The 25977-nt window shown below is 54.6% G+C and carries 28 protein-coding genes; 17 read left to right on the top strand and 11 right to left on the bottom strand.

Features of this window, described 5'->3' with window-relative positions; all coding sequences use genetic code 11:
* The first annotated feature begins 28 nt into the window (after positions 1–28).
* The 5 genes from bssS to M2407_RS04285 all read left to right on the top strand — a co-directional run bounded on the left by bssS (position 29) and on the right by M2407_RS04285 (position 3626).
* Positions 29–283, top strand: a complete 255-nt coding sequence (bssS, locus tag M2407_RS04305) for a biofilm formation regulator BssS (protein ID WP_020826326.1) — start codon at positions 29–31, stop codon at positions 281–283.
* Positions 284–426: 143 nt separating this feature from the next.
* A complete protein-coding gene (solA, locus tag M2407_RS04300) occupies positions 427–1542 on the top strand; it encodes an N-methyl-L-tryptophan oxidase (protein ID WP_020826325.1) in 1116 nt (371 codons plus the stop codon).
* Positions 1543–1767: 225 nt separating this feature from the next.
* Positions 1768–2394, top strand: a complete 627-nt coding sequence (locus M2407_RS04295) for a LuxR C-terminal-related transcriptional regulator (protein WP_259216805.1) — start codon at positions 1768–1770, stop codon at positions 2392–2394.
* Positions 2395–2527: 133 nt separating this feature from the next.
* On the top strand, positions 2528–2644 hold the full coding sequence (locus tag M2407_RS04290) for a DUF2770 family protein (protein WP_012006315.1): 117 nt from the start codon (positions 2528–2530) through the stop codon (positions 2642–2644).
* The gene (locus M2407_RS04285; RefSeq protein WP_259216804.1) at positions 2619–3626 is read left to right on the top strand and encodes a zinc-dependent alcohol dehydrogenase family protein; all 1008 of its coding nucleotides are present in this window, start codon (positions 2619–2621) and stop codon (positions 3624–3626) included. Before M2407_RS04290 ends, M2407_RS04285 begins: the two co-directional genes overlap by 26 nt.
* Here the strand turns inward: M2407_RS04285 and M2407_RS04280 are convergent.
* Positions 3613–4665 (bottom strand): AI-2E family transporter, encoded by a 1053-nt coding sequence (locus M2407_RS04280; protein WP_259216803.1) that lies wholly within the window; start codon positions 4663–4665, stop codon positions 3613–3615. The genes M2407_RS04285 and M2407_RS04280 overlap by 14 nt on opposite strands.
* Before the next feature lie 426 nt (positions 4666–5091).
* Here M2407_RS04280 and M2407_RS04275 point away from each other — a divergent pair, with 426 nt between their 5' ends.
* On the top strand, positions 5092–5646 hold the full coding sequence (locus tag M2407_RS04275) for a cytochrome b (protein WP_046373919.1): 555 nt from the start codon (positions 5092–5094) through the stop codon (positions 5644–5646).
* Positions 5647–5669: 23 nt separating this feature from the next.
* The gene (locus M2407_RS04270; RefSeq protein ID WP_020826320.1) at positions 5670–6248 is read left to right on the top strand and encodes a YceI family protein; all 579 of its coding nucleotides are present in this window, start codon (positions 5670–5672) and stop codon (positions 6246–6248) included.
* A gap of 38 nt (positions 6249–6286) precedes the next feature.
* Here the strand turns inward: M2407_RS04270 and M2407_RS04265 are convergent, their stop codons facing one another.
* Entirely contained in the window at positions 6287–7357 is a 1071-nt protein-coding gene (locus M2407_RS04265; RefSeq protein WP_259216800.1) for a rhodanese-related sulfurtransferase, read from the bottom strand.
* A 207-nt stretch (positions 7358–7564) separates the two neighbouring features.
* Here M2407_RS04265 and M2407_RS04260 point away from each other — a divergent pair, with 207 nt between their 5' ends.
* On the top strand, positions 7565–8662 hold the full coding sequence (locus tag M2407_RS04260; protein ID WP_201895397.1) for an NADH:flavin oxidoreductase/NADH oxidase: 1098 nt from the start codon (positions 7565–7567) through the stop codon (positions 8660–8662).
* Positions 8663–8680: 18 nt separating this feature from the next.
* On the opposite strand, the gene M2407_RS04255 is transcribed toward M2407_RS04260, so the two are convergent.
* Entirely contained in the window at positions 8681–8842 is a 162-nt protein-coding gene (locus M2407_RS04255; RefSeq protein WP_122078576.1) for a histidine kinase, read from the bottom strand.
* 274 nt (positions 8843–9116) lie between these two features.
* On the opposite strand from M2407_RS04255, the gene M2407_RS04250 reads away from it, so the two are divergent.
* From M2407_RS04250 to M2407_RS04235, 4 genes are all read left to right on the top strand, one after another.
* A complete protein-coding gene (locus M2407_RS04250; protein ID WP_044549768.1) occupies positions 9117–10037 on the top strand; it encodes a Kdo(2)-lipid IV(A) acyltransferase in 921 nt (306 codons plus the stop codon).
* A gap of 251 nt (positions 10038–10288) precedes the next feature.
* Positions 10289–10573, top strand: coding sequence for a YciI family protein (locus M2407_RS04245; protein ID WP_020826315.1), 285 nt, complete (start codon positions 10289–10291; stop codon positions 10571–10573).
* Between the two features lie 199 nt (positions 10574–10772).
* On the top strand, positions 10773–12011 hold the full coding sequence (mdtG, locus tag M2407_RS04240) for a multidrug efflux MFS transporter MdtG (RefSeq protein ID WP_046373921.1): 1239 nt from the start codon (positions 10773–10775) through the stop codon (positions 12009–12011).
* Between the two features lie 473 nt (positions 12012–12484).
* Positions 12485–14038: a peptide MFS transporter gene (locus M2407_RS04235; protein WP_128864208.1), complete on the top strand. Its 1554-nt coding sequence runs from the start codon at positions 12485–12487 to the stop codon at positions 14036–14038.
* Between the two features lie 49 nt (positions 14039–14087).
* On the opposite strand, the gene M2407_RS04230 is transcribed toward M2407_RS04235, so the two are convergent.
* The 4 genes from M2407_RS04230 to M2407_RS04215 are packed head-to-tail and all read right to left on the bottom strand — an operon-like array spanning position 14088 to position 15652.
* Positions 14088–14486, bottom strand: a complete 399-nt coding sequence (locus tag M2407_RS04230; RefSeq protein ID WP_122078570.1) for a VOC family protein — start codon at positions 14484–14486, stop codon at positions 14088–14090.
* Positions 14486–14905, bottom strand: coding sequence for a YeeE/YedE family protein (locus tag M2407_RS04225; RefSeq protein ID WP_259217311.1), 420 nt, complete (start codon positions 14903–14905; stop codon positions 14486–14488). Before M2407_RS04225 ends, M2407_RS04230 begins: the two co-directional genes overlap by 1 nt.
* A gap of 4 nt (positions 14906–14909) precedes the next feature.
* Positions 14910–15344 (bottom strand): YeeE/YedE family protein, encoded by a 435-nt coding sequence (locus M2407_RS04220; protein ID WP_128864207.1) that lies wholly within the window; start codon positions 15342–15344, stop codon positions 14910–14912.
* Positions 15341–15652, bottom strand: a complete 312-nt coding sequence (locus M2407_RS04215) for a helix-turn-helix transcriptional regulator (protein WP_128864206.1) — start codon at positions 15650–15652, stop codon at positions 15341–15343. Before M2407_RS04215 ends, M2407_RS04220 begins: the two co-directional genes overlap by 4 nt.
* A gap of 140 nt (positions 15653–15792) precedes the next feature.
* Here M2407_RS04215 and M2407_RS04210 point away from each other — a divergent pair, with 140 nt between their 5' ends.
* On the top strand, positions 15793–16554 hold the full coding sequence (locus tag M2407_RS04210) for a helix-turn-helix transcriptional regulator (RefSeq protein ID WP_046373925.1): 762 nt from the start codon (positions 15793–15795) through the stop codon (positions 16552–16554).
* Here the strand turns inward: M2407_RS04210 and leuA are convergent.
* On the bottom strand, positions 16539–18209 hold the full coding sequence (leuA, locus tag M2407_RS04205) for a 2-isopropylmalate synthase (protein WP_048762066.1): 1671 nt from the start codon (positions 18207–18209) through the stop codon (positions 16539–16541). The genes M2407_RS04210 and leuA overlap by 16 nt on opposite strands.
* Positions 18210–18415: 206 nt before the next feature.
* On the opposite strand from leuA, the gene M2407_RS04200 reads away from it, so the two are divergent.
* Together M2407_RS04200 and M2407_RS04195 are read left to right on the top strand one after the other, a co-directional pair.
* Positions 18416–18793 carry a MysB family protein gene (locus M2407_RS04200; RefSeq protein WP_020826306.1) on the top strand — a complete coding sequence of 126 codons (378 nt, stop codon included), beginning with the start codon at positions 18416–18418 and terminating at the stop codon, positions 18791–18793.
* A gap of 62 nt (positions 18794–18855) precedes the next feature.
* Positions 18856–19404, top strand: coding sequence for a GNAT family N-acetyltransferase (locus M2407_RS04195; RefSeq protein ID WP_115059163.1), 549 nt, complete (start codon positions 18856–18858; stop codon positions 19402–19404).
* A 1-nt stretch (position 19405) separates the two neighbouring features.
* Here the strand turns inward: M2407_RS04195 and M2407_RS04190 are convergent, their stop codons facing one another.
* From M2407_RS04190 to M2407_RS04180, 3 genes are all read right to left on the bottom strand, one after another.
* Positions 19406–19651, bottom strand: a complete 246-nt coding sequence (locus tag M2407_RS04190; RefSeq protein WP_104410961.1) for a YceK/YidQ family lipoprotein — start codon at positions 19649–19651, stop codon at positions 19406–19408.
* A 163-nt stretch (positions 19652–19814) separates the two neighbouring features.
* On the bottom strand, positions 19815–22376 hold the full coding sequence (gene mdoH / locus M2407_RS04185; protein ID WP_217331025.1) for a glucans biosynthesis glucosyltransferase MdoH: 2562 nt from the start codon (positions 22374–22376) through the stop codon (positions 19815–19817).
* Positions 22369–23937: a glucan biosynthesis protein G gene (locus M2407_RS04180; protein WP_020826302.1), complete on the bottom strand. Its 1569-nt coding sequence runs from the start codon at positions 23935–23937 to the stop codon at positions 22369–22371. The genes mdoH and M2407_RS04180 overlap by 8 nt, the downstream gene beginning before the upstream one ends.
* Before the next feature lie 258 nt (positions 23938–24195).
* Between M2407_RS04180 and mdoC the strand changes: the two genes are divergently transcribed.
* Both mdoC and M2407_RS04170 read left to right on the top strand, forming a co-directional pair.
* A complete protein-coding gene (mdoC, locus tag M2407_RS04175; RefSeq protein ID WP_020826301.1) occupies positions 24196–25326 on the top strand; it encodes a glucans biosynthesis protein MdoC in 1131 nt (376 codons plus the stop codon).
* 327 nt (positions 25327–25653) lie between these two features.
* Positions 25654–25881: a hypothetical protein gene (locus tag M2407_RS04170; RefSeq protein WP_020826300.1), complete on the top strand. Its 228-nt coding sequence runs from the start codon at positions 25654–25656 to the stop codon at positions 25879–25881.
* Positions 25882–25977: the final 96 nt, after the last annotated feature.

The following is a 25977-nucleotide window of genomic DNA, read 5'->3' as shown; positions in this document are numbered from 1 at the left end:
GGTAGTTACTACTCAATAAGGGGTCTTTATGGACAGAAATGATGAAGTAATTCAGACGCACCCGCTTGTTGGTTGGGATATCAGTACTGTCGACGTTTATGACGCCATGATGATACGCCTTCATTACCTGTCTTCACTAGACCAGACGCCCGAAGACGCCCAAGTAGACAGAACGCTTTGGCTCACCACAGATGTCGCACGTCAATTAATCAATATCTTAGAAGCCGGCATCGCCAAGATTGAAGCAACGGATTACCAGGACCTTGATCGTAGAAAACACTAATTCACCGCACCAAAAAACCTAAGGCGCCAGCGATTTTCTCTGGCGCCTTTTTCTTTGCCGACAGGCAGCGCAACGGGTGCATTGCGGCGCTCAACCTTTTATCATAACGAAATAAGAAACGTATAACAGAGAGGTTACGGCACGTGGAATATGACTTAATTGTTGTGGGCAGCGGTTCGGTAGGTGCGGCGGCAGGCTACTATGCGACTCGAGCCGGCTTGAAAGTGTTAATGATAGACAGCGCCATGCCTCCACACCGTAACGGCAGCCACCACGGTGACACCCGCATCATCCGCCATGCCTATGGCGAAGGCGAAAAATATGTCCCGCTCATTCTCCGCGCCCAGGCCTTATGGAATGCGTTGATAAAACAAACCGGCGAAGAACTGTTTCAGGACTGCGGCGTACTGAATATGGGTCCAGAGCCGTCTGAATTCATCCACAACGCGCAAAACAGCGCGAAGAAATTCCGCCTTAACACACAATTTCTGAGCGCAGAACAGATTAACCAACGCTGGCCGGAATTCAATGCACCGGAAGGTTACGTCGGCGTGTTTGAACCTGATGCCGGGTTCCTGCGTTCTGAAAAGGCGGTTGCCAGCCTGATCAAGCTTGCCAAAGAAGCCGGTTGCAGCCAGCTGTTCAATTGTCCGGTCACGGGGGTGCAACCTGTCGAGGGCGGTGTCGAAGTGGTCACCTCCGAAGGTCGCTTTCAGGGCCGTAAGGCCGTGGTCACCACCGGTACCTGGGTCAAGGCTTTGCTGCCGCAATTGCCGATTTCGCCGCTGCGCAAAGTATTTTCCTGGCATCAGGCCGACGGCCGCTACAGCATAAACAACCGTTTCCCGGCGTTCACCGTCGAAGCGCAAGACGGCAGCCATTATTACGGCTTCCCTGCCGATAACGACGGGCTGAAAATCGGCAAGCACGATGGCGGGCAACCGATGGAAACGCCGGATCAGCGCAAGCCCTTTGGCAGTTTCACCAGTGACGGAACCGAGGTATTCCACTTCCTTCGTCAATTCTTGCCGGGTGTAGGGGTATGTTTACACGGTGAAGCATGCAGCTATGATATGAGTCCGGATGAAGATTTCATTATTGATACCCTGCCGGACTGCGATCGCTTGATGGTTATCAGCGGCCTGAGCGGCCACGGCTTCAAATTTGCCAGCGTGCTAGGCGAGATTGCCGCCCTGTTTGCCGAGGACAAAACCTTACCGATAGATATCTCTGCCTTTACGCTCAAACGCTTTAAATAACCCTCCTCAATGGACACAACCGCCCCCGTCAACACGTTCGGAGGCGGTTATGCCCCGCAGTTACACGCTGAATTTAGCGTATCAATTTGAAATATAGTGGGAATAATATTTCAACGGAAATTTCTGGCGCAAGTATCCGGATTTCCGAATTGATCCCCCGTGGTGTAAGTTCTATTTTACAGCTGATATGCCCCTGGTAATTTCTCGCTCAACAAGGACGTCACCATGAAACTGCTTGTCGTGGACGAATGCTGCTTCACCCGGGTCGGTATCGATAACTATTTTACGGACAATGTTTTCAGCCAGGTAAAATGTTGCCACAGCCTGGAACAAGCAACTCCGCTGCTGGATCACTACCGCCCAAGCCATATCCTGGTCAACCTTACCAAACACTGTCGTTACAGTGAGGATGATGCTCAATTGCAGGCTTTTATCGAGGCCACCCCATCCGCGCTGTTGTTTATTTATCTGGACACGCCGTACCCATACAGCGAAACACCGATGCGCATCGCTGACCACGCTTTCCTGTTCAACAAAGCCACATTACCCGTCACCCTGCGCATGATGCGGGAAAAGCCGGTCTCACTGATGGATTGCAGCGTGGAACACTCTCTGTTCAGCCCGCAGGAGCTGACGGTGATGAAACACTGGATGGCGGAAATGCCCAATTACCGCATCGCAAAAAAGCTGCAAATCAGCTCGCACACCGTTTATGTGCACAAACGCCACATCACAGAGAAAATCAACGCCCGTAATCGGCTAGAATTTTATTCGCTGTATAACGTGCTGCGCTATTTTTATCCGCCGAGCGTTCCCGTCAGCGCTATGTCACCTTCGTTGATCGCGGTATAACCGAAGCCTGCTGCAAAGCAGGCTGTTTTCACACGAAGATTCACCCCGATACCCGACTTTACCTTCTCGGCAGTATTAACGCTGGCTGCAAAAATACTATAATCAGCCCGTCCTTATCTTTTGGCTGCTGAGAATGCTAAACAAAATACTGTCGGCGATCGTCAACAACGTCCGCGAACATCTGGTGCTGTATATCTGCCTGTGGCTGGTGCTGTTGGCGCTGGATGTCTATTTCTTCTTTATGCCTTAACCCCATGCAGCAGACTTTTCCCCGTTTGCGCTTTAGCCGATTCGGTTCACCGGAACAGGTGATTGCCCTTGAAGATGCCGTCATTCCTGCACTGCAGCCCAATCAACTACTACTGCAGATGCGCTACGCACCAATAAATCCATCCGATTTGATTCCCATCTATGGTCAGTATGCACACCGTACTCTCCTGCCTCAGGTTCCTGGCTACGAAGGGGTTGGGGTCGCGGTTGATCCTCGCGGTCAACCTACCGACAGACGCGCGCTCACCGTCATGGGCAATGGCAGTTGGCAAAGCTTTGTCACGATCGATAGCGCCAAAGCCATTTGGGTACCGGACGACATCGACGACGCCACTGCGGCACAAATCTACATTAATCCACTGACCTGCTGGGTATTACTGACACAATGGTTGCAGCTAAACGCGGGGGACATCCTGATGATTAACGGCGGCGGTTCGGCGATCGGCCTGCTGTTTTGCCAGTTGGCGGCTTTGCGCGGTATCAGATTGGTGGTTGTGGTGCGTAATCCCACCCACCGCCAGGCGCTGCTGAATGCCGGTGCCTGGCGGGTTGTAGAAGGACAATTACTGCAACAATATCGTTTGCAACAGCTCACGGGCCATGCGGCGCGTGCCGCGATCGACTGCGTCGGCGGTGAAGATGGCTTGCATCTGGCACTTTCGGTCAGCGTGACCGGCGATTTTGTCGCCCTGGGGTTGCTCGGCAACCGGCAGGTGGACTGGCAGTATATTTCTCGCCAACTCCGGCTTCGCACTTCCCTGTTTCACCTGCGCAAATGGAACACACAGGCAACTGCGGTGCAGTGGCAGGCGGCATTCCAACAGCTGTTCAATCTGGTGAGACGCGGCCAATTGGTGTTGCAAAGTCCGGCGGCTATTTATCCGTTGCGGCATTATAAACTGGCACTGCAACACGCCGCCGACAGCAAAACCCAGGGGAAAGTCTTCTTTACTCCGGAGTAACCGGTTTGCCTGGCTGACCATCGCCGAGAATAACCGCCAATTTATGTCCCCCTTCGGTGGTCTCCAGGGCAATGCGGGTAATAATGGTCAGCGGCACCGACAGTAACATCCCTACCGGCCCCATCAGCCAGCCCCAGAAGATCAACGACAGGAAAACCACCAGCGTCGATAACCCAAGTCCTCGCCCCATGACGCGCGGCTCCAGCATATTGCCAATCACCAGATTGATCGCGATAAAACCTGCGACTACCACCAGCGCATCACCAAAGCCGTTAAACAGCAACGCCTGGATCAGTGGCGGAACCGCGGCGATCACCGAGCCGATGTTGGGAATATAATTCAGCAAAAACGCCAGCAGCCCCCAAATAAAGGCAAAGCGCACGTCGACCGCAGCCAAAAATCCCCAGACGATGACGCCGGTTGCCAGACTGATCGCCGTTTTGATCACCAGATAGCGCGTGACGCCGTCTAACGCACGCCGAATATTGGCGATGCCTTCGCTAGGTTTATCCAGCGCCTGCTGCAGTTTGTAAGGCAACAGCTGCACTTCAAACAGCATAAATACCACGGTCATCAGTAGCAGGAAAATATTGGTCATGGCCCCCGAGAAACGGCTTAACAGGCGGGTGATCAAATTCATCGCCGAGCTGGGGTCAACATACTGCAGCATCGCTTCGGGGGATATGGTGATGTTGAGGCGATCGGCGTAATGCTGCAGCTCACTCAGTTTTTCCATCATCATGCCGCGGTACTGGGGGAGCGAACGGGCAAATTCGTTCAGCGATGCGCCCAATATGCCGATGAACAACATCAACGCCACCACGACCAGCACCACCAGTAAAGTCACACCGAGCACGCGCGGTATACGCCAGCGTTCTAGCTGCGTTACCAGCGGATTCAGTACCATAGCGAGAAACACCGCCAGTAAGAATGGCACCACGATATCCGCAGCCGCTTTGACGCCGGCGAGAATAATGACCAACATTGCCAGCAAGATAGCCAGACGCAGGCTTCGATCGGTCAACAGGGTTCGGCCCATGACATTTCCTTTGTGTTAATGGTGTGACCCTGCGGGCCATCCGATGTGTCTTATGTTAGCAAACTCTGTTGTCCTGCCGCAGAGGTATTGCTGTATGAATAAACGTCCCGCTTTTGCAGTACATTGACTGGAAATAATCGACAAACTTGACTAGCGATTTATTCGCCAGAACAATCCACGCTATTTACGTAAAATGACAAAAGCTGACAATAATAAATAAAACCATTATTTTTCAATCAATAACAATCCAACAATACACAATCACAATTATTACCTTCAACGATTTCACTGATTAACCTGACGCTATCTCAGCCAAATTCACTGATTAATATTTTAAAGAAGTAACATAGTTAAATTTATTATTGATTTTATGTTTCTTAAAGTTTAATTATTGCAGCCAGAAAATGTTGAAAGTAGGGAAACACCATGCTTTGGAAAAATACCGCCAACCGCTTTGGTCATATTTCAGTGTTGATCCACTGGTTGGTTGCGCTGACGGTGTACGGCATGTTCGCCCTGGGCCTATGGATGGTCACGTTGGGCTATTACGATGTCTGGTATCACCAGGCACCGGAAATTCATAAAAGTATCGGCACGCTGCTGTTCATCGTGATGGTGGTCCGGGTGATCTGGCGTTTTGTTTCGCCGCCGCCCAAACCGCTGGCCAGCTACGGTCGTTTTACGCGCGTCAGTGCGATTCTGGCCCATCTGGCGCTGTATGTGGTGCTGTTCAGTATCCTGATTAGCGGCTATCTGATTTCGACCGCCGACGGTCAACCAATCAGCGTATTCGGCTGGTTCGATATCCCCGCGACCGCCACAGGCATGGCGGAGCAGGCCGATACCGCCGGTACCATTCATCTTTACCTGGCTTGGGCCGTCGTGGTGCTGTCAGTACTGCACGCTCTGGCTGCGCTTAAACATCACTTCGTTGATCGTGATGTTACTTTGAAACGGATGCTGGGTAGCAGCGCCGATTAACCTTTGGACTTATGGAGATTGCTATGTTGAAGAAAACCGTACTGGGCTTGACCGCAGGTGCCCTGCTGCTGAGCGCTGGTTCCGCGCTGGCTGCCGACTACAAAATTGACAAACAGGGCCAGCACGCCTTTATCGAATTCCGCATCCAGCACCTGGGCTACAGCTGGCTGTACGGCACCTTTAAGGACTTTGACGGCGGCTTCACCTTCGACGAAAAAGATCCGTCCAAGGACAAGGTTAGCGTCACCATCAACACCGCCAGCGTCGACACCAACCACGCTGAGCGTGACAAGCACCTGCGCAGCGCAGAATTCCTGAACGTCGAAAAGAACAAACAAGCCAAGTTTGAATCCACCGAAGTGAAAAAGAACGGCGAAGGTTATGCGGTTGTCGGTAATCTGACGCTGAACGGCGTGACCAAGCCGGTAACGCTGGACGCTAAACTGATCGGTCAAGGCAATGACCCTTGGGGCGGCTACCGTGCCGGCTTCGAAGCCAACGGTAAAATCAAGCTGAAAGACTTCGGCATCACTACCGATCTCGGCCCGGCGTCTCAAGACGTTGAACTGATTATTTCCGTGGAAGGCGTTCGCGCGAAGTAATGCAAAAGCGCGGCAAAACTGCCGCGCTTCTTTCAGGCTCAGTTGGCTGAGCCTTTATCTTCTTCCGGTGCCGGAATATGCATCGTGGTCTGCAATAACCCTTTCGACTTATTGAAAATCTTGATGCCATTCTCACGGCCGGCGCGGCGTGCACGCTGCTCTTCACGCGGCAGCTTCAGCTCTTCGCGGCAGATCTCGCTGCAGCAACCTTCAAATTTGGCGGCACAGCTCGGGCACTGAATAAACAGCAGGTGACAGCCGTCATTCTTGCAGTTGGTATGGGTATCGCAGGGTGCACCACACTGGTGGCAATTGGCGATCACATCGTCAGAAATCCGCTCGCCCATGCGCTCGTCAAACACAAAGTTTTTGCCGACGAACTTCAGCGGTAACCCCTGCTCTTTCGCCTTGCGCGCGTACTCAATAATGCCGCCTTCCACGTGATAGACGTTTTTGAAGCCGTTATGCAGCATATACGCACTGGCTTTTTCACAGCGAATACCGCCGGTGCAATACATGACAATATTTTTGTCTTTATTGTCCTGCAGCATCTCGACCGCCATCGGCAACTGGTCGCGGAAAGTATCTGAAGGCACTTCGATGGCGTTCTCGAAGTGGCCGACTTCATATTCGTAGTGGTTACGCATATCGACAAACAGCGTATCCGGATCGTCAATCATCTGGTTTACGCGATCGGCCTGTAAATACTTACCGACATTCGCTGGGTTGAAGCTTTCATCATCGATGCCATCGGCGACGATGCGATCGCGCACCTTCAGGCGCAACACCCAGAAGGATTTGCCGTCGTCTTCCAGTGCGATATTCAGACGCACCTGATCCAGAGCCGGATGCGAGGCAAACAACGCGGCTTTAAACGCTTCGAACTTGTTCTGCGGTACGCTGATTTGCGCGTTGATGCCCTCTTTCGCCACATAAATGCGGCCAAACACCTTCAGCTTGTCGAACTGAACGTAGAGGTTGTCGCGAAACGCTTTGGGATCGTCGAGGGTGAAGTATTTATAAAAAGAAACTGTGGTGCGCGGCTCGGTTTCCGCCAGCATGCGCGCCTTCAGTTCCTCGTTAGAAATTCGGTTATGTAACACTGGCATGGTGTACTTTCCTGTCTTTCGGAGGTGACTGATTTTGATGCGCGCCAGCCGCCGGCCCACGCGCGGCGCACATAATACCCGAAAATGTAGCTCAAAACAGCATTAACGCACCGGTGATAACAAAGGCTGGAAGCTTGACGTCGCTCACAAATCTCGATAAGCCTTAAGGGAGCTTATCCCATTTTTACCACGGACCTGGAGGACGTCATGAGTCAGCTATTTACCCCGATTACGCTGGGGAAACTGAGTTTGCCCAACCGTATAGTTATCGCACCGATGTGCCAATACTCCGCCGATAACGGCAAGGCCACCGAATGGCATACGATGCATCTCGGTCATCTGGCATTGTCCGGCGCAGGCCTGTTGATTGTCGAGGCCACGTCGGTCGCCCCCGAAGGACGCATCACCCCCAACGATCTCGGCCTGTGGGACGACGCGACGGAACAGGCGCTTGCAGAAGTGGTACAAGCGGTAAGAAAACACGCCACTTTGCCACTGGGCATTCAGCTCGGCCACGCCGGGCGCAAAGCATCCTGTGCCGTTCCCTGGGCCGGTGGGGGCCAACTGAACAGGGCAGACGGCGGCTGGCAGACGCTGTCCGCCTCGGACATCCCCTTCACCCAGCATGATGCCTCTCCGGCAGCAATGAGCCTGGAACAAATTGAACAATTGAAAGCGCAGTTCGTTACTGCGGCGAAACGCGCCGATCGTCTGGGTTTTGAACTGATTGAACTGCATGGCGCACACGGTTATCTGCTACACCAGTTCCTGTCACCGCTGTCTAACCAACGTAACGACCAGTACGGCGGTTCATTGCAAAACCGCATGCGTCTGCTGCTGGAGATTTACAATGAAGTGCGCGCCGTATTCCCGGCACCAAAAGCGGTTGGCGTGCGTATTTCCGCTAGCGACTGGGTCGAGGGCGGCTGGGATGAACAGCAGTCGGTAGCCTTGGCAAAAGCACTGAAGGAGCTGGGTTGCGACTACATCCATGTTTCCAGCGGTGGCCTTTCGCCATTGCAGAAAATCCCGGTGGGGCCGAATTACCAGGTGCCGTTCGCCGAGACCATCAAGCGGGAAAGCGGGCTGCCGACCATTGCCGTGGGGTTAATCACCGAGCCGGAACAGGCGGAAGCGATTGTCGCCACCGGGCAGGCGGATATGGTGGCGCTGGCGCGCGGTATCCTTTACAACCCACGTTGGCCATGGCACGCCGCCGCCAAATTGGGCGAGAAGGTCAGCGCGCCACCGCAATATTGGCGTTCTGAACCGCACGTATTGAAAGGGTTGTTCAAAAACGACTGATGATTCTGGGGTAGATGCTCAGCCTCTGCCCCGACATTCGGTAAAACCGGAAATCACGATACCTGCCAGCAATGCGACACCTGCCACCAGCAGTAACGGATTTAACTGCAGGTGTGCGCCAACGCTGCCCAACAGTGCTCCTGAGACTAATAAACCCGCACTTAACCATGAAGCCAACATACATCCCCCTAAAAATTTGGGCAAAATTATACGCCGCCCACGACTGCCAACCTTATCCTTTTGAGCGCATCAGCCCAATTAATCGCCAAATCATGTCCATTCATCACTAAAAATTATGTTTTAATGCGGTGTTTTTTCACGTTGCGTGATAAAAGTGCCACAATACTCGGTTATAAACGGCAGAAAATGGATAGACGGCCAAATCTCTTCTGGATGTCAGCCATACTATCACTCTGTTATTATCATTAAATGACTGCTTCTAAGCTGAGAACACATGACTCAAGTTCCCTCTTTTAATCGTTCTTTACTGCATCCGCGTTATTGGCTTACCTGGTTCGGTATCGGTTTGCTCTACTTATTGGTCTTGCTGCCTTATCCGATTATTTATCGTCTTGGCACTCGACTTGGCCGTTTTTCCATGCGTTTTCTCAAGCGCCGCGTGGCGATTGCCCAACGTAACCTGGTGTTGTGCTTCCCGGATATGCCACAGGCCGAGCGCGATGCGCTGGTGGTACAGAATTTTGAATCCGTCGGCATGGGGCTGTTTGAAACCGGCATGGCGTGGTTTTGGCCGAACTGGCGTATCGAGCGTTGGTTCAAAGTCAGCGGACTGGAGCATATCCAAAAAGCGCGCGACAACCATCAGGGCGTTTTGTTGATCGGTCTGCACTTTCTGACGCTGGAACTGGGCGCCCGCATCTTTGGCATTCACAATCCGGGCATCGGCGTTTATCGGCCGCACGACAACAAGCTGATGGACTGGCTGCAAACCTGGGGCCGCATGCGCTCCAACAAATCCATGCTGGACCGCAAAGACGTGAAAGGCATGATCCGGGCTCTGAAACAGGGTGATATTATCTGGTACGCTCCGGACCACGACTACGGCCCGCGCAGCAGCGTGTTCGCCCCGTTGTTCGCCGTTGAAAAAGCCGCCACCACCACCGGCAGCTACGTGCTGGTACGAATGGGCAAACCGGCCATTATTCCCTTTACCCCACGCCGCTTGCCGGACGCTAAAGGGTATGAGCTGATTATGCAGCCGGCGGTGGAAAACTTCCCGCTGGATAATGAGCTCGAGGCCGCTGCGTTTATGAATAAAGTGGTCGAAAAAGAGATCCTGATGGCACCGGATCAATACATGTGGCTACACCGTCGCTTCAAGACCCGCCCAGAAGGCGAGCCTTCACTCTACTGACTTCTGACCCGCCGTTTGGCGGGTTAGTTTAATGACAAACACCCGAAAAACGTGGTTTTCGGATGTTTGGGGTAAAGCTGAAGACATAATCCTTCGTTTTTACCAGCAAACAAAACATAACGTTTAAGTACACAGAACTTTATCAACATCCTGACCCGCCGTTTGGCGGGTTAGTTTTTTATGCCGCAGATCTTGAGAAACGACGGCAACGGTGGGATGGTAAAGCCTTCGTCGTTCATCCTGGAGCCGTTATGTACATCGTTAGCCTGACCTACCATCGCCCGATAGAAGAAGTCGACAGCCACCTCGAGGGGCACATCGCCTGGTTGAAAAAATACTTCCAGGACGGCACCTTTATCGCCTCCGGTCGCAAAAACCCGCGCACTGGCGGTGTGATCCTGGTGAAAGGGATAGATCGTTCACAGCTGGATACCATCGTGGCGCAAGATCCCTTCAATGCCGTGGCTCACTATGAGATAACCGACGTAGCCCTCTCGACAACCTCCAGCGGTTTTGAACTGCTCGCCGGGCTTTAAGTAAGCTTTTTTCCGCGCGCACAGCGCGGAATACTGTCTATATTCAATTTTTAAAACTTTATTTCATTTTCAGAATATCCCCTGCCACATCGATTGATGCCGCCTATAATTAAGCGCATACTTACCAGGCTAACTTTTTTGCTTTGCCCCATTGCCTGTGCACACGCGCAAAGCGCTCCTCCTTTTGCAGCAGGAATTTATGGCTTCGGCACCAGAACCCATCAACTGGAAACGCAACCTTTTCGTCACCTGGCTGGGGTGCTTCCTGACCGGTGCCGCGTTCAGCCTGATCATGCCCTTCCTGCCACTCTATGTAGAAACCCTCGGTGTTACCGGTCACGAAGCCTTGAACATGTGGTCCGGTCTGGTATTCAGCATCACCTTCCTGTTTTCAGCAATTGCTTCCCCTTTCTGGGGCGGTCTGGCCGACCGCCGCGGGCGTAAGTTGATGCTGTTGCGATCGGCGCTGGGCATGTCGATTGTGATGCTTTTAATGGGTATGGCGCAGAATATCTGGCAGTTCTTGGCGTTGCGCGCGGTGTTGGGCCTGCTCGGCGGTTTTATTCCCAACGCCAACGCGCTGATTGCCACCCAGGTACCGCGCAATCGCAGCGGCTGGGCGCTGGGCACCCTGTCCACCGGCGGCGTCAGCGGGGCATTGATTGGCCCGTTGATCGGCGGTTTACTGGCCGACCAGTACGGCCTGCGACCGGTGTTCTACATCACCGCCGGCGTGCTGTTGGCCTGCTTTGTTTTAACGCTGCTGTACGTTAAAGAACAATTCACCCCGGTACAGAAGAAAGACATGCTGCATGCTCGCCAGGTTTTCGCGGCACTGAAAAGCCCCAAGCTTATCCTCAGCCTGTTTGTGACCACCATGATTATTCAGATTGCCACAGGATCCATTGCGCCGATTCTGACGCTGTACGTGCGCGATTTGGCCGGCAATATCCATAACCTGGCCTTCGTCAGCGGCCTGATCGCTTCTGTCCCCGGCGTCGCCGCGCTGATGAGCGCACCGCGGTTAGGCAAGCTGGGCGACCGGATAGGTCCGGAGCGCATTCTGGTGTTTATGCTAATCGTATCGGTGCTGTTGCTGATCCCCATGGCCTTTGTGCAAACCCCATGGCAGCTCGGCGTGTTGCGCTTCCTGCTTGGCGCCGCCGATGGCGCACTGCTGCCGGCCGTACAAACACTGTTGATTTATAACTGCACCAATCAGGTGGCCGGCCGGATCTTTAGCTATAACCAGTCATTCCGGGATATAGGCAACGTCAGCGGCCCGCTGATGGGCGCAGCGGTTTCTGCCAGTTACGGCTTCCGGGCGGTGTTCTGCGTGACCGCAATGGTGGTGCTGTTCAATGCAATTTATTCCTGGTGGTGTTTGCAACGACGCCCGACGCGAATGCGTGAAGACACCCTGCAAGAAGAGCAATAGCCGTATTTATCACCAGTTCTGTGCTCAAACAGAGCCGAGTCCCTGTTTACCTTACTTTTAGTATTGATACCCTCTGCGCCTCTCCACGCTATTCCCATAAGAATAATCTCAATGTAATTCCATGTTTTTGAACAGATAATTAACTTTTAGCGCAATAAACCAGCTGTCAATAACAATCCCGCCTTAACCAACATAAAAACCAGGAAAGTAGATGTTTGTCGACTTTTCATCTAAAAAATGGGATACAGGGACTAGACAAAACCATCATCCAGTTATCAAATGGTTAAATAATATCACGCCAGTTGTAAATCATTGGCCAAGTGAAAAAAGGCTAACGCGCTTTCCACGGTTAACGGGCGCTGCAGCAACGGTTTTGTCGGGTAATCCACATTGGGTGGATCACCTTCCTTAAATACACATACATACCACAGTATAAGCTGCATCATTGCAGCGCATTTTATTGGGAAGACGTTATGCAATCCTCTGTTAATAAACAAGAAAGCCGGACCTTCTTCGGCCATCCTTATCCGCTCGGATCCCTGTTCTTTACCGAAATGTGGGAGCGGTTCTCGTTTTACGGCATTCGCCCATTACTGATCCTGTTCATGGCCGCCACCGTTTACGACGGCGGTATGGGGTTGGCACGTGAAAACGCCTCGGCGATTGTCGGCATTTTCGCCGGCAGCATGTACCTGGCTGCCCTGCCGGGCGGCTGGTTGGCGGATAACTGGCTTGGCCAGCAAAAAGCGGTGTGGTACGGCTCGATTCTGATCGCGCTGGGCCACCTGTCGATCGCCCTGTCTGCAGTCATGGGCAATAACCTGTTCTTCATCGGCCTGATGTTTATCGTGCTGGGATCTGGCCTGTTCAAGACCTGTATCTCGGTGATGGTCGGCACGCTGTATAAGAAAGGCGACAACCGCCGCGACGGTGGCTTCTCGCTGTTTTATATGGGTATCAACATGGGCTCGTTCATCGCCCCACTGATCTCCGGTTGGTTGATCCGTTCCCACGGTTGGCACTGGGGCTTCGGCATCGGCGGGATCGGGATGTTGGTGGCACTGGTGATCTTCCGCGTCTTTGCGGTACCGGCGATGAAACGCTATGACAGCGAAGTCGGCCTGGACTCCACCTGGAACAGCCCGGTCGCCAAGAAAAACGGTGTCGGTCGCTGGCTCCTGGCGTTAGCCGTCGGCGTGGCGGTGATTATCACCCTGATTGCCCAAGGCATCATCGTGATTAACCCGGTAGCGGTAGCCAGCATGCTGGTTTACGTGATTGCCGCCTCGGTGACCCTGTACTTTATTTATCTGTTCGTGTTTGCCGGCCTGAGCCGCAAAGAGCGTGCCCGCCTGCTGGTCTGCTTTATCCTGCTGGTGTCAGCCGCCTTCTTCTGGTCCGCATTCGAACAGAAACCGACCTCGTTCAACCTGTTCGCTAACGACTACACCAACCGTATGATCGGCGATTTCGAGATCCCGGCGGTGTGGTTCCAGTCAATCAACGCCCTGTTTATTATCCTGCTGGCACCGGTATTTAGCTGGGCATGGCCTGCACTGGCACGTAACAAGGTACGCCTGAGCAGCATCACCAAGTTCGTTATCGGTATTCTGTTCGCCGCAGCAGGCTTTGGCCTGATGATGCTGGCCGCGCAGAACGTGCTGAGCAACGGCGGTGCCGGTGTGTCGCCGATGTGGCTGGTGGGCAGTATCCTGATGCTGACGCTGGGCGAACTCTGCCTTAGCCCAATCGGGTTGGCGACCATGACTCTGCTGGCCCCGGAAAGAATGCGCGGCCAGATGATGGGCCTGTGGTTCTGTGCCAGCGCGCTGGGTAACCTAGCTGCCGGCCTGATCGGTGGCCATGTTAAGGCCGACCAACTGGAAATGCTGCCTAACCTGTTCGCACGCTGCTCGATTGCGCTGCTGATTTGTGCCGCGGTATTGACCCTGTTGATCGTCCCTATCCGTCGCATGATGGAAAATACTCAGGGTAAAAGCGCGCAGAAACCGGCGACCAACGCCTGATAGCCTTTTCGCTTGACCCTTTCAGCCAGCGCCCGGTGCGCTGGCTTTTTTATTGCCCCCACACCTGCTGTTGCAACACTACCCGGTAACCGTCCGGATCTTCAAACGTCTGCCCATGGGAATCCCAGTAGGGATTGTAGGCCGCAACGCGCCGAAAACCGGCGGTCAGCATGCGTTTGCATCCTGTAACCCACTCCTGTTCATCCGGCAGATAAAACACCAGCAGATGATCCTGCGTCGGCGCCTGCCCCACCTCCACTCCCCGATGATGAGTAAACTCAAGGTGATAACCCCGTTGCGGGTGCCCGACCATTACGCCATCAAAACCCTGATGATCGCGGAACTCACCCAGCCGTTCGAAGCCCAAGCCCTGGCAGTACAGGGTCGCAATCTCCTGTAACCTGTCGGTCGGGCGGGCAATGCGCAACACCGCGTTAGCTATCGGCATTATTTTCTCCAAAACAGAATAACTTCATACAACGCCACTCCTGCCAGCATTGCCGCAACGAACTGCCAGCTGGCTGACGAGCCCGCACCAGCCAGCACCCAGGCCGGGCCGGGACAGATGCCCGCCATTCCCCACCCGATGCCAAACAGCGCGCTGCCTGCCAATAAGCGGCGGTCGATGCGGCGGGAAGATGGGAGTTGTACTGTTTCACCCAACAAGGTACGTGGTCGGCGGCGAACCCAAAAGAACGCCGGTGCCGCCACCGCAATCGCTCCCACCATCACCAGGGCCAGTGACGGATCCCAGTGGCCGGTGACATCGAGAAAAGCCAGCACCTTGGCGGGATTGGCCATTCCGGCGACGATCAGACCAAGGCCAAAGATGGCGCCACTCAGTAAGGCAAACACGGATCGGTACATCACGTTAAACTCCCCCCCACTGGCGGACGGCCCATACCGTAATAAACCCCAACAGCATAAATACCGCCGTGGCCACTAACGAACGCGGAGACAATCTCGCCACGCCGCAAACACCGTGACCGCTGGTACAACCGCCGCCCAGGCGAGTACCCAGCCCGACCAATATCCCGGCGGCGATCAGCCATAAACTGCTGCCGTTAACCGGCATGTCCGGTAAAGGCCTGGCGATACGATACAGCCAGGGCGAAATCAGCAACCCGACAAGAAATGCGGCCCGCCAGCCTTTCTCTTTACCCTGCGGCGTCAGCAAGCCACCGGTAATGCCACTGATGCCGGCGACGCGGCCGTTAAACAGCAACAACAGCGCCACCGCACTGCCGATTATCCCCCCGCCGACCAGCGCGGACAGCGGGGTAAAATGCAACCAGTCGACGGTCATGGCCTCTCCTCCCGTGCCGGGCAAAAGAGTTGATATAAAGTATTAAGCAGCGCCAACGCCTTCCGATCGCAAACGGCATAGTAGATTTGTTTACCGTCGCGCCGCGTTGATACCAGCCCTTCCTGACGCAATACCCCAAGCTGTTGCGAAAGCGTCGGCTGGCGGATCTCCAGCGCCTGTGACAACTCCCCCACCGACATCTCGCCCTGGCTGAGTTGGCACAGCAGCAGTAAACGATCTTCATTGCCCAGCGCCCGCAGCAATGCCCCGGCCTGCGTTGCCGCCTGCCGCATACTGTCGATATCCATCTTCCCTCCAAACAATTTACTAAATTATATATTGTTTATTTATAGACTATAACGCCTCACCGTACCAGAGGCTGGTATGAAAGGTATCGGCGTGGCATGCTGCCATTATGATTTTCCGTGGACCGGGGATGCCCCAAGAAATGCTGCTTTTTCATGATGCTGTGCCCGCGAACCGCTCGATTGTGCCGGTCGCCAAAGATTATCAGCACGGCGAGTTCGAACCGCTCCATTACCACGACTGTGCACAGTTGATTCATAGCCTGAGCGGCGTAGTGCAGGTGAATACTCGTCTGGGCAGTTGGGTGGTCCCCCCTGGGCGTGGCGTTTGGCTGCCTGCGCGCGTAGAACACAGTCTGCAGATCACCGGCAAAGTGGCGGCAAGAGCGCTGTTAGTCGATCCGCTGGCACGAGCCGACCTGCCGGCAAGCTGCGAAGTGGTGCAAATATCCCCGTTGCTGCGTGAGCTGATTATCTGTGCGATGGACATTACGGCGGATTATCCGGCGGGAGGTCGTGAAGAGCGAATTATGGAGCTGATCCTGGATGAATTGCGTGTGCTGCCAATCCTGCCGCTGAATTTGCCCGAACCGCGCAGCGATGCCCTATTAAGATTGTGCCGGCATATTCAGCAATCGCTGGCACACCCCTGGGAGTTAGAACAGGCCGCCGGTTACATCAACGTCAGCGGCCGCACGCTGTCACGACGTTTTCAACGAGAAACCGGGCTGCGTTTTGGCGACTGGGTGCGCCGCGCCCGTTTGCTGGCGGCATTGAATGCCCTGGCCGCCGGGCATTCGGTGCTGGAAGTGGCGCTGGACTTGGGCTATGACAGCCCCAGTGCTTTCAGCGCCATGTTCCGCCGCCAGCTGGGCGTTGCGCCCAGCACTTATTTCGCTAAATAACGCGCAGCCACGTTGAACAACGCCTGCAGGGAAGCGCTGGCAGAATCGACGTCGATGCCGACCCCGTAAGCCGCCTCACCGTGCGCCAGCGTACAGCGAATATAGGCCACGGCACGGCTTTGGCTCTGATGCCCCAGCGTGTGTTCATGGTAGTCCTCTATCGCCAAATTCAAGCCAAAGCGCTGGCGCAGCGCATCCACCGCGCTGGACAACAAACCGTTCCCTACCCCCAGCAGCCGTTGCTGTTGCCCTTCGAACAACACCCTGGCACTGAAACTATAAGCCTCGATGCTGTGGCTTTCGGTCTGATAGCTCAGCAACTGCAGCCGCGGTTGTTCCACCAATCCATAGCTGATTCTAAACAGCCGCCACAGCTCGGCGGTGGTCATCTCTTTGCCGCTGCCGTCGGTCGCCTGCTGCACCACCTTGCTGAAATCAATTTGCAATCCACGCGGCAACGACAGCCCATGGTTCTGCTCCAGCAACCAGGCAGCGCCGCTTTTGCCCGACTGGCTGTTAACCCGGATCACCGCCTCATAGCTGCAGCCGACGTCCGCCGGATCGAGCGGTAAATAAGGCACCTGCCACAGACCGTCCTGCCTCTGCTGTTGGGCGGCAAAGCCTTTTTTAATCGCATCCTGATGAGAGCCGGAAAAGGCGGTGAACACCAACTCACCGGCGTAAGGATGGCGCGGATGAACCGGCAGTTGGTTACACTGCTCAACCACCTCCACCACTTGCTTCAGTTGGCTGAAATCCAGCCCCGGCGCAACGCCCTGGGTATACAGGTTGAGCGCCAGCGTCACCAGATCGACATTGCCGGTGCGTTCACCGTTGCCGAACAGACAACCTTCGACCCGATCGGCACCGGCCAGCATTGCCAGCTCGGCGCAGGCCACTCCGGTGCCACGATCGTTATGCGGATGCACGCTGATGGTCACCCGGTTGCGCTGACTGAAACGCCGGCAGAACCACTCAATCTGGTCGGCGTAGACGTTCGGCGTACTGACCTCCACCGTGGCCGGCAGGTTGATGATCATCGGCCGCCCCGGCCCAGGCTGCCAGACATCGGCAACGGCCTCACAGATTTCCAGCGCAAACTCCAGCTCGGTAAAGCAGAAAGTCTCCGGTGAATATTCGAAGGTCCATGCCGTTTCCGGCTGCTGCTCGCACTGCTGCCGAATGCGCAGCGCGCCGTTAACCGCCAGCGCTACCGTTGCCGCCTTGTCCTGTTTGAAGACGATTTCACGAAACATCGGTGCGGTAGCGTTATACAGGTGCACGATGGCGCGTGGTGCACCACGCAACGCGTCGAAGGTACGGTCGATCAAATCGTCTCGCGATTGGGTCAGCACCTGAATACTGACGTCATCCGGGATCAACTGCTCATCAATCAGCGAGCGGACAAAATCGAAGTCCGTTTGCGAGGCAGAAGGAAACGCCACCTCAATCTCTTTGAACCCGCACGCCAGGAGCATCTGGTAGAACTGGTGTTTGCGGGCGTTATCCATAGGTTCCGCCAGCGCCTGATTGCCGTCACGCAGATCGCTGGAGCACCAGCGCGGTGCCTGCTGCAAAGTGCGGCCCGGCCACTGGCGATCCGGCAAGGTCACGGGCGGGAACGGACGGTATTTGATTGAAGGGTCGGTTAACATGGCACTCTCCTGGCGGTAATAAGCAATGCCCTATTATTTCCTGCCGTGATCCCTCCTGCTCCCGCTTAGCGGACAACTATCGTCGCGAAACGGACAACAAAAAAATTTGCATCCTGCGCCAGTGCGGCAACAATTACTTCTGACGTTTGTCATGGCGCTTCGGCGCACCCAGCCCTGAGCAATGCTTACCCTGACTGGAGAAAAATATGAGCCTGTATGCAACCCTGGAAGAAGCCGTTGAAGCGGCGCGCGAGGAGTTTATCGAGTCTGCCGAAGGCGGTAACGACGACGAACCGCCGGTGCCGCAACAGTTCAATCTGCAAAAATACGTGATGCTGGATGGTGATATCATGTGGCAGGCCGAATTCTTTGAACAAGAAGGCGAATCGGTCGAATGCCTGACGTTACGCAGCGGCGCTGCCGCTCAGGCTATTTTCGACGGGGATTATGACGAAGTCGAAATCAGCGCCGAATGGATTGAGGAAAATACGCTGCACGAGTGGGAAGAAGGAGACTTCCAGCTCGATCCGCCGTTGGATACCGAAGAGGGCCAAACAGCCGCCGACGAGTGGGATGAGCGTTGAATGATCACGGGCGGGAGCAGACAATCCCCCGCCCTTCACCCTATGATTTTCTGAGAGGCTGCATGATTATCCGCCAGGCGCGTCCCGAAGATTTCCCCGCGATTTTGCAACTGCAAACACAAAACACCCCGGCAAACTTGAGCGACAGCCAAAAACGCCAGGGATTTATCGTCTCGCGCATGAATGAAGCGCAGCTCACAAGCATTAACCAGGGGCTGGGTATTCTGGTGGCGGTCGAAGGTGAAGCCCTGGCCGGATTTGTCTGCCTGATGCCGACGAATGCGCAACCGCACCCGCCGGTGGTGGATGCGATGCTGGACACGCTGGCCGGCCAATCATTCAAGGGACGGCCACTGAGTGAGCAGCGGGTGTTTCTGTATGGTCCGGTGTGCCTTGACAGCGCCTGGCGTGGCAAAGGCGTGCTGAAGCAGCTCTACGCCGCCGTCAAGGCGCGTACCCGCAAGGAGTTCGACGTTGGCGCGCTCTTTATTGACGACAGTAACCCGCATTCGTTGGCGGCCCATGTACAGGGCTTGCAGATGACGGCGCTGGCTCCGTTCCGCTGTGGTGATCAGGGTTACCAACTGGTGGTATTTGCCACCGGGGATTAGCTTATTCGTAGGGGCCGTGTTGGGCGTCAAACGGCAGCATAAAGGTATCTACCACCATCGACAGCGGCACATCAATGACCGTGATATACCGCCAGGGGCTATCGCGCAGATCCCACTGAACGCCCGGATAATATTGATGGCCGTGCCCGGCCCCCGGCACTGTGCGACTGATAATACTGCCGCAGCCGGTTAACGCCGTGACTCCTGCCACCAGCAATACCAGACGAAGAAGAGAAGAGAGATTCACCAAAATGATTTTTGCCCCGGGTTTGTTTTGTGGGGCCACAACGCCCGGCGCGAATTTTAACACAGTTTTTCACGTGAGTTTGTCGGCGTTGCGTAAGCCAAATACCAAAAAAAAACGGGGAACACGCTATGCGTATTCCCCGTACAGGTCACCCGATCAGCCTTTAACGCTGACCCATCGGATGAGCCCGCTCATTGTGCGGCAGTTGCTGATAAAACTCGCGCCAGGCGGCGCCCTGCGGCAGTAGCCAAACCCGCTGATGCAAACGCGACAGCGCGACAGGATCGCTCAGCAGCTCAAGACGTTTGCCTTTCACCAGCTTCTCCGGCCCCAGCTCCAACGCCTCGTTCACTCGCTCTTCACGATTACGCTCGATGGCACCGCGCAGATGGTGACGCGCAGTAGCCAGCGCCGTCGCCAATGCGTTGAATGACGGATTGACCACCGCGTGCATAAAGCCATTGCTCAGTGCGCGTTCACGGTTAAGTTGCAAATATTCTTCCGTTGCCACCAGTTCGCGAGGAGGAGAGTACTCTTCCGGGATCAGGAACAGTTTGGCGCGCTTGCTCTTGATACCTAACGTCGCACGGCTCGACAAGACCGAAACGAACGGCGACAGGATCAGCGAGAAGACGATTGGCGACAGCCACCACAGGAAGCGCAGATCCAGCCAGGCCATACCGCCAGCCCAGACCAGACCGAGCAGCATCTGTGAACCGTGGCGTTTAAAGGCTTCGCCCCAAGGGGTGTCATCATCGTCACGCTGTGGCGAGTTCCATACCACTTCCCAACCCAGGAAGGCACTGACCACGAATACCGTGTGGAACAGCATGCGCACCGGCGCCAGCAGCACCGAGAACAGCATTTCCATCAGCATCGACAGGAACAGGCGTATACCGCCGCCGTACTCCTTAGCACCCTTCGCCCAGATCAGCACAATGCTCAACAGTTTAGGCAAGAACAGCAGCACCAGCGTGGTAGAGAACAGCGCTATCGCCAGTTCAGGACGCCACTGCGGCCACACCGGGAACAGCTGGCGCGGTTGCAGGAAGTACTGCGGCTCCATCAGGGTATGCACCACCTGCAGTGCGGTAGACAGCGCCAGGAACATAAACCACAGCGGTGCCGACAGGTAGGACATCACACCGGTCAGGAACACCGCACGGTGTACCGGGTGCATGCCCTTGACCAGGAACAGGCGGAAGTTCATCAGGTTACCGTGGCACCAGCGACGGTCACGCTTCAACTCATCCAGCAGGTTCGGCGGCAGTTCTTCATAGCTGCCCGGCAGATCGTAAGCAATCCACACGCCCCAACCGGCACGGCGCATCAACGCGGCTTCCACAAAGTCATGTGACAAGATGGAGCCGGCAAAAGAGCCTTCGCCAGGCAGTGGTGCCAGCGCACAGTGTTCGATAAACGGCTTCACGCGGATAATGGCGTTATGGCCCCAATAGTGCGATTCACCCAACTGCCAGAAATGCAGACCGGCAGTAAACAGCGGCCCGTAAACCCGGGTGGCAAACTGCTGCACGCGGGCATACAGCGTATCCATGCCTGATGCTTTCGGCGCAGACTGAATGATACCGGCGTTCGGGTTGGCTTCCATCAGGCGCACCAGACCGGTGAGACACTCACCGCTCATCACGCTGTCGGCATCCAGGATCACCATGTAGCTGTATTCGCCACCCCAGCGACGGCAGAAGTCGTCGATGTTGCCGCTTTTGCGTTTCACGCGGCGACGGCGACGGCGATAGAAGATACGGCCATGGCCATCTACGTCGCGGCACAGTTCCATCCAGGCTTTCTGTTCCGCCATGCAGATATCCGGGTCGTAGCTGTCGCTCAGCACGTAGATATCGAAATGCTCGAGCTGGCCGGTGGCCGCGACGGACTCATAGGTCGCGCGCAGGCCAGCGAACACGCGTTCGACGTCTTCGTTACAGATTGGCATGATCAACGCGGTGCGATGCGCCGGGTCGATCGGCTCATCGCCTTTGATGGTGGAAGAAATACTGTATTTGTCTTTGCCGATCAGTAACTGCAGGAAGCCCATCAGCGCAGTCCAGAAACCGGCCGAGACCCAACAGAACAGGATCGCGAACAGGATCAAAATGCCGGTTTGCAACACATAAGGCAGCAGTTGCAGCACCGACTGCATCAGATCCTGATCCCACATGGCCATCGGGTCGATCAGCGCCCAGCCCTGATACGGCAGAATCGTTTTCATGTACCAGGTGGCGATGCCGGTCTGCACCAGCATCAGCACCAACAGCACATAACGACGCATCGAGCCGACCACGCGCCAGCGGTTTTCCGCCGCGGCTTCCTCTTTGGAGGCGTGACGGTTGTGTGGCGTGCGTCCCAGCAGAGAATCCCAGAAGCGCGCTACCGGGTTGGTTCGCCAGGCTTCCGGGAACATGCTGGTGCGTTTGATTGGCGGCGTAGCCTTGAGAATGCTGCGCCCTTCCACGTCGGTATCGAAATCTTTGTCGCTAACCGCATCCGGCCAGGCGTCTTCGATTCGTGTTTTGACCGAGGCCAGCGTGACGTCATCGGCAGACAGCGTATTGACGTTGGCATCATCAGCGCCCATCTTGCGATGCAGCGCCTCAAAAGCCTGGGCGTCATCCGCCCCCGGCTGTGGTTTAAGCGCCTCTGACCGCTCAGCGGTCAGAGGCATTGCCGCAAGATAATCCTGGGCAAGTTGAGTAGGCTTATTCATTGGCAGGTAGCTGATAGCTCCAGGTTTCCGACAGGGTCTTATCACCATTGACCAGCGCTGCGCGCATTTCTACCGGCTTCTTGTCGTCTTTCACTTTCAGACGCAGCGTCAGGCGCCAGCCTTTGGTCACTGGATTATAGCGGACATTGTTTTCTACCATTTCACCGTTGTCACCGATGCTCACCTGAGAGGCAACCGGCGTAGCGCCGTCCAAGCCTTTCAGTACCGGGCCAACGAAGTCAACCAGGAATGCCACGCTGCCGTCTGGCTCGCGGATCAGGTTGGACTGCTTCACGTCACCGGTTGAACGCATGGTCTGGCTGACGTAGGCAATGTCCTGCGAATGCAGTTTGTCTTCGTCACGGGTGAAATGCAGGCGATAGCTCAACGCCAGCGGAGTTTTGGCGTCCGGCAGAACGTCTGGCGTCCAGAAAGCAACGATGTTGTCATTGGTTTCATCCGCTGTCGGGATCTCCACCAGCTCAACCTTGCCCTTGCCCCAGTCGCCGCGTGGCTCGATCCAAGCGCTTGGGCGCAGATCGTAGCGATCGTCCAGATCTTCGTAATCCTTGAAGTTACGGCCACGCTGTAGCAGACCGAAACCTTTCGGGTTTTCGACCTGGTAAGTGCTGACGGACAGATGCTTCGGATTATTCAACGGACGCCAGATCCACTCGCCGTTACCGGCATGGATAGACAGACCGTTGGAGTCATGCAGCGCCGGACGGTAGTTCAGGGTTGGCGACGGCTGGCTCGGCCCGAACAGGTACATGCTGGTCAACGGTGCCATGCCCAGTTTGCCGACTTTGTCGCGCAGGAACACTTTGGACTCAACGTCCACGGTGGTGTCGCGGCCCGGATAAACCACAAAACGGTAAGCCCCGGTAGCACGCGGTGAATCCAGCAGCGCGTAAATCACCAGATGCTTGTCGCCCTGCTTCGGACGTTCAACCCAGAATTCGCGGAAACGCGGGAATTCTTCGCCGGATGGCAACGCAGTATCAATCGCCAGGCCACGTGCGGAAAGCCCGTAAACCTGCCCTTTACCTACCACGCGGAAGTAGCTCGCGCCCAGCAGGCTCATAATTTCGTCGTTCTTATCCGCACTGTTGATCGGATAAATCACCTTGAAACCGGCAAAACCGAGGTTTTTTACCGACTCCGGATCGTGTTTTACCGAACCGAAGTTGAAGTAGTCCGGGCTGTACTTGATCTGTTTTACGCTGGTCGCGGTGACTTCATTGATTTTCACCGGCGTATCGAAGTACATCCCCTGATGATAAAACTCAAGCTTGAAAGGGGTTTTCAGTTTGCTCCAATAGGCTTTATCGTGATTGAACTGAATCTGCTGATAGTCCGCGAATTTCATCTCACGGAATTGAGAAGGAAGGTTGCTCTTCGGGGCTTCGAAGCCTTTTCCTGCCAGATCCTGCGCCTGCTTGGCCACATCATCTATAGAAAAAGCCCATGCCGGCGAAGTAAACAGCGTGAACAATACGGTCGCACCTAACCAACGTACGCTCGCGGCGCGTGGTTTTTTGGATAATATATTAACTAGCACATCCCCCCCTATTCGTGTGCTCAAATCATTTAAATCCATATTAATGGATTATTCAGCTTTCCGACAACATGATAAATGGATGGTTCATGTTTATGGCTCATAGTTTAAGCAGCTGACTAAACACCAGCGTAGCAAGCCGCGCATCAAGACGCTATGGAAAAATGTGAAACGGTATAGTAGGGTTTGTGATTCGATTTAACCATTGCCGACTTATTAAGCGTGTTAATGACCACTCGATAAAATCACCAGCGGTAACCTATGACTAAAGGCAGCAACCAACGCGAGTTTTTCCTCGATTCGATCCGGGCTTATTTGATGTTGCTCGGCATCCCTTTTCATCTTTCTCTGATTTATTCCAGCCATACCTGGGCGGTGAACAGCGCCAGCCCCTCCTTCTCGCTGACGGTGCTGAACGACTTCATCCATGCTTTCCGCATGCAGGTGTTCTTCGTGATTTCCGGCTACTTCTCTTACATGCTCTATGAGCGCTACGAGCGCCACCAGTGGCTGAAGGTCAGGCTTGAGCGAGTGGCGATCCCCCTGCTGAGTTCGATTCCGTTAATAACGGTGCCGCAGTTTTTCATGCTGAAATACTTCACGGACAAATTAAACGGTTGGGAAAATTTTTCGCTCTATCAGAAAATAAATGTAACAGTTTGGGAGCTGGTTTCTCACCTGTGGTTTTTATTAACCCTGTCATTGCTGACCACCCTATGTTTTTATCTGTTCAAAAAAATCAAGGCACTTAAAAATAATACCGTTCCCTACCCGATAAATAAAATGACCGGATTAGGAAACATCTCACTGCTCTTTCTTATTTATGCTTTATGCTATTCGGCCGCGCACCGTATTATTTTAATTTTTGCGCCAGCTTTACTCTCCAATGGTCTGTTCAATTTTGTGGTGATGGAGACGATGTTCTACCTGCCGTTCTTCATCCTGGGCGCCTATGCCTTTAAGTACGTGTGGCTGAAAGAGATTTTCCTCAAACCGTCCCTCGGCGCGCTGCTGGGTTCGCTGTTGCTGTTCATTGCCTATATGTTAAATCAGAAGTTTCTGGCTCACAGCAGCTATATGTTTGAGCTGGAAGTGCTGATCAAAACCCTGTTGGGGATCCTGATGGCCAACGTGATTTTCTCATTCGGACATAATCTGCTGAACTATCACTCACCGCGTATCACTTATCTGGTGAATGCATCGCTGTTTATATATCTGGTGCACCATCCGCTAACCCTGATATATGGCGCTTTTGTGACGCCACATATCAACAATAACCTGCTGGGTTTTCTGGCCGGATTGGTGTTTGTCTTCTCTTGCGCCTTCCTGTTATATGAACTGCACAAGCGTATCCCGCTGTTCCGTTTTCTGTTCTCTGGTAAACCGCAATAATCCTACTGCCCGGCAGCCGTTTCGGCTTGCCGGGTAGCTCACTGTCATCGCTTCGTCTACCAGTACCTTTATCATTTACCTTCGCACCGGCAACGCGCCTGGTGATTCAAGCACTGAGCACAGATTGCTCACCCCTATGGCGAAAGTTAAGGCAAAGTTATGCTGGAGCATATTGCCGCGAGTTGTTATAACGGCAATGCATAAGTGGAAATCCACATCCCTGCCTTACGGTAGCGATTGGGCTCAATGAACCCTAAGGGACGGCCTTGTCACCATCGCGACAAGGCTTGCAGCATCTCCCTTCCGTCACGACAGAGAGGATTTTTAATGACTGATAAAGACACTTCGGCTCAGGAAGCCGTACCAGAGAACGCCACCCTACTGAAAATTCTTGGCCGGTTGCTTTCCGCACTGGATTCGTCGATCAGCGGCAAGGATCGCAGCATTCTGGTCGCCGAACTTTCCAGCCTTAACCTTGACGGTATTTCAGAGTCAGAAAGAAAACTGGCTGCCGAGCTGATCAGACGGGCCCTGCAGTCACTCGACCATTTATAACGCCTCGCCTGCAAACCATTAAGCCTCCTGGAGGGGGTTTAATGGTTTTTCCTTCTCCAGGCACGGCAACACCCACCATTTATTGCCTAAGCACGA

The organism is Serratia sp. BIGb0234, from assembly GCF_024809915.1.
Taxonomy (GTDB): domain Bacteria; phylum Pseudomonadota; class Gammaproteobacteria; order Enterobacterales; family Enterobacteriaceae; genus Serratia; species Serratia liquefaciens.
Note: the sequence above shows the minus strand (reverse complement) of the source record. Positions and strands in the feature narration are given on the sequence as shown.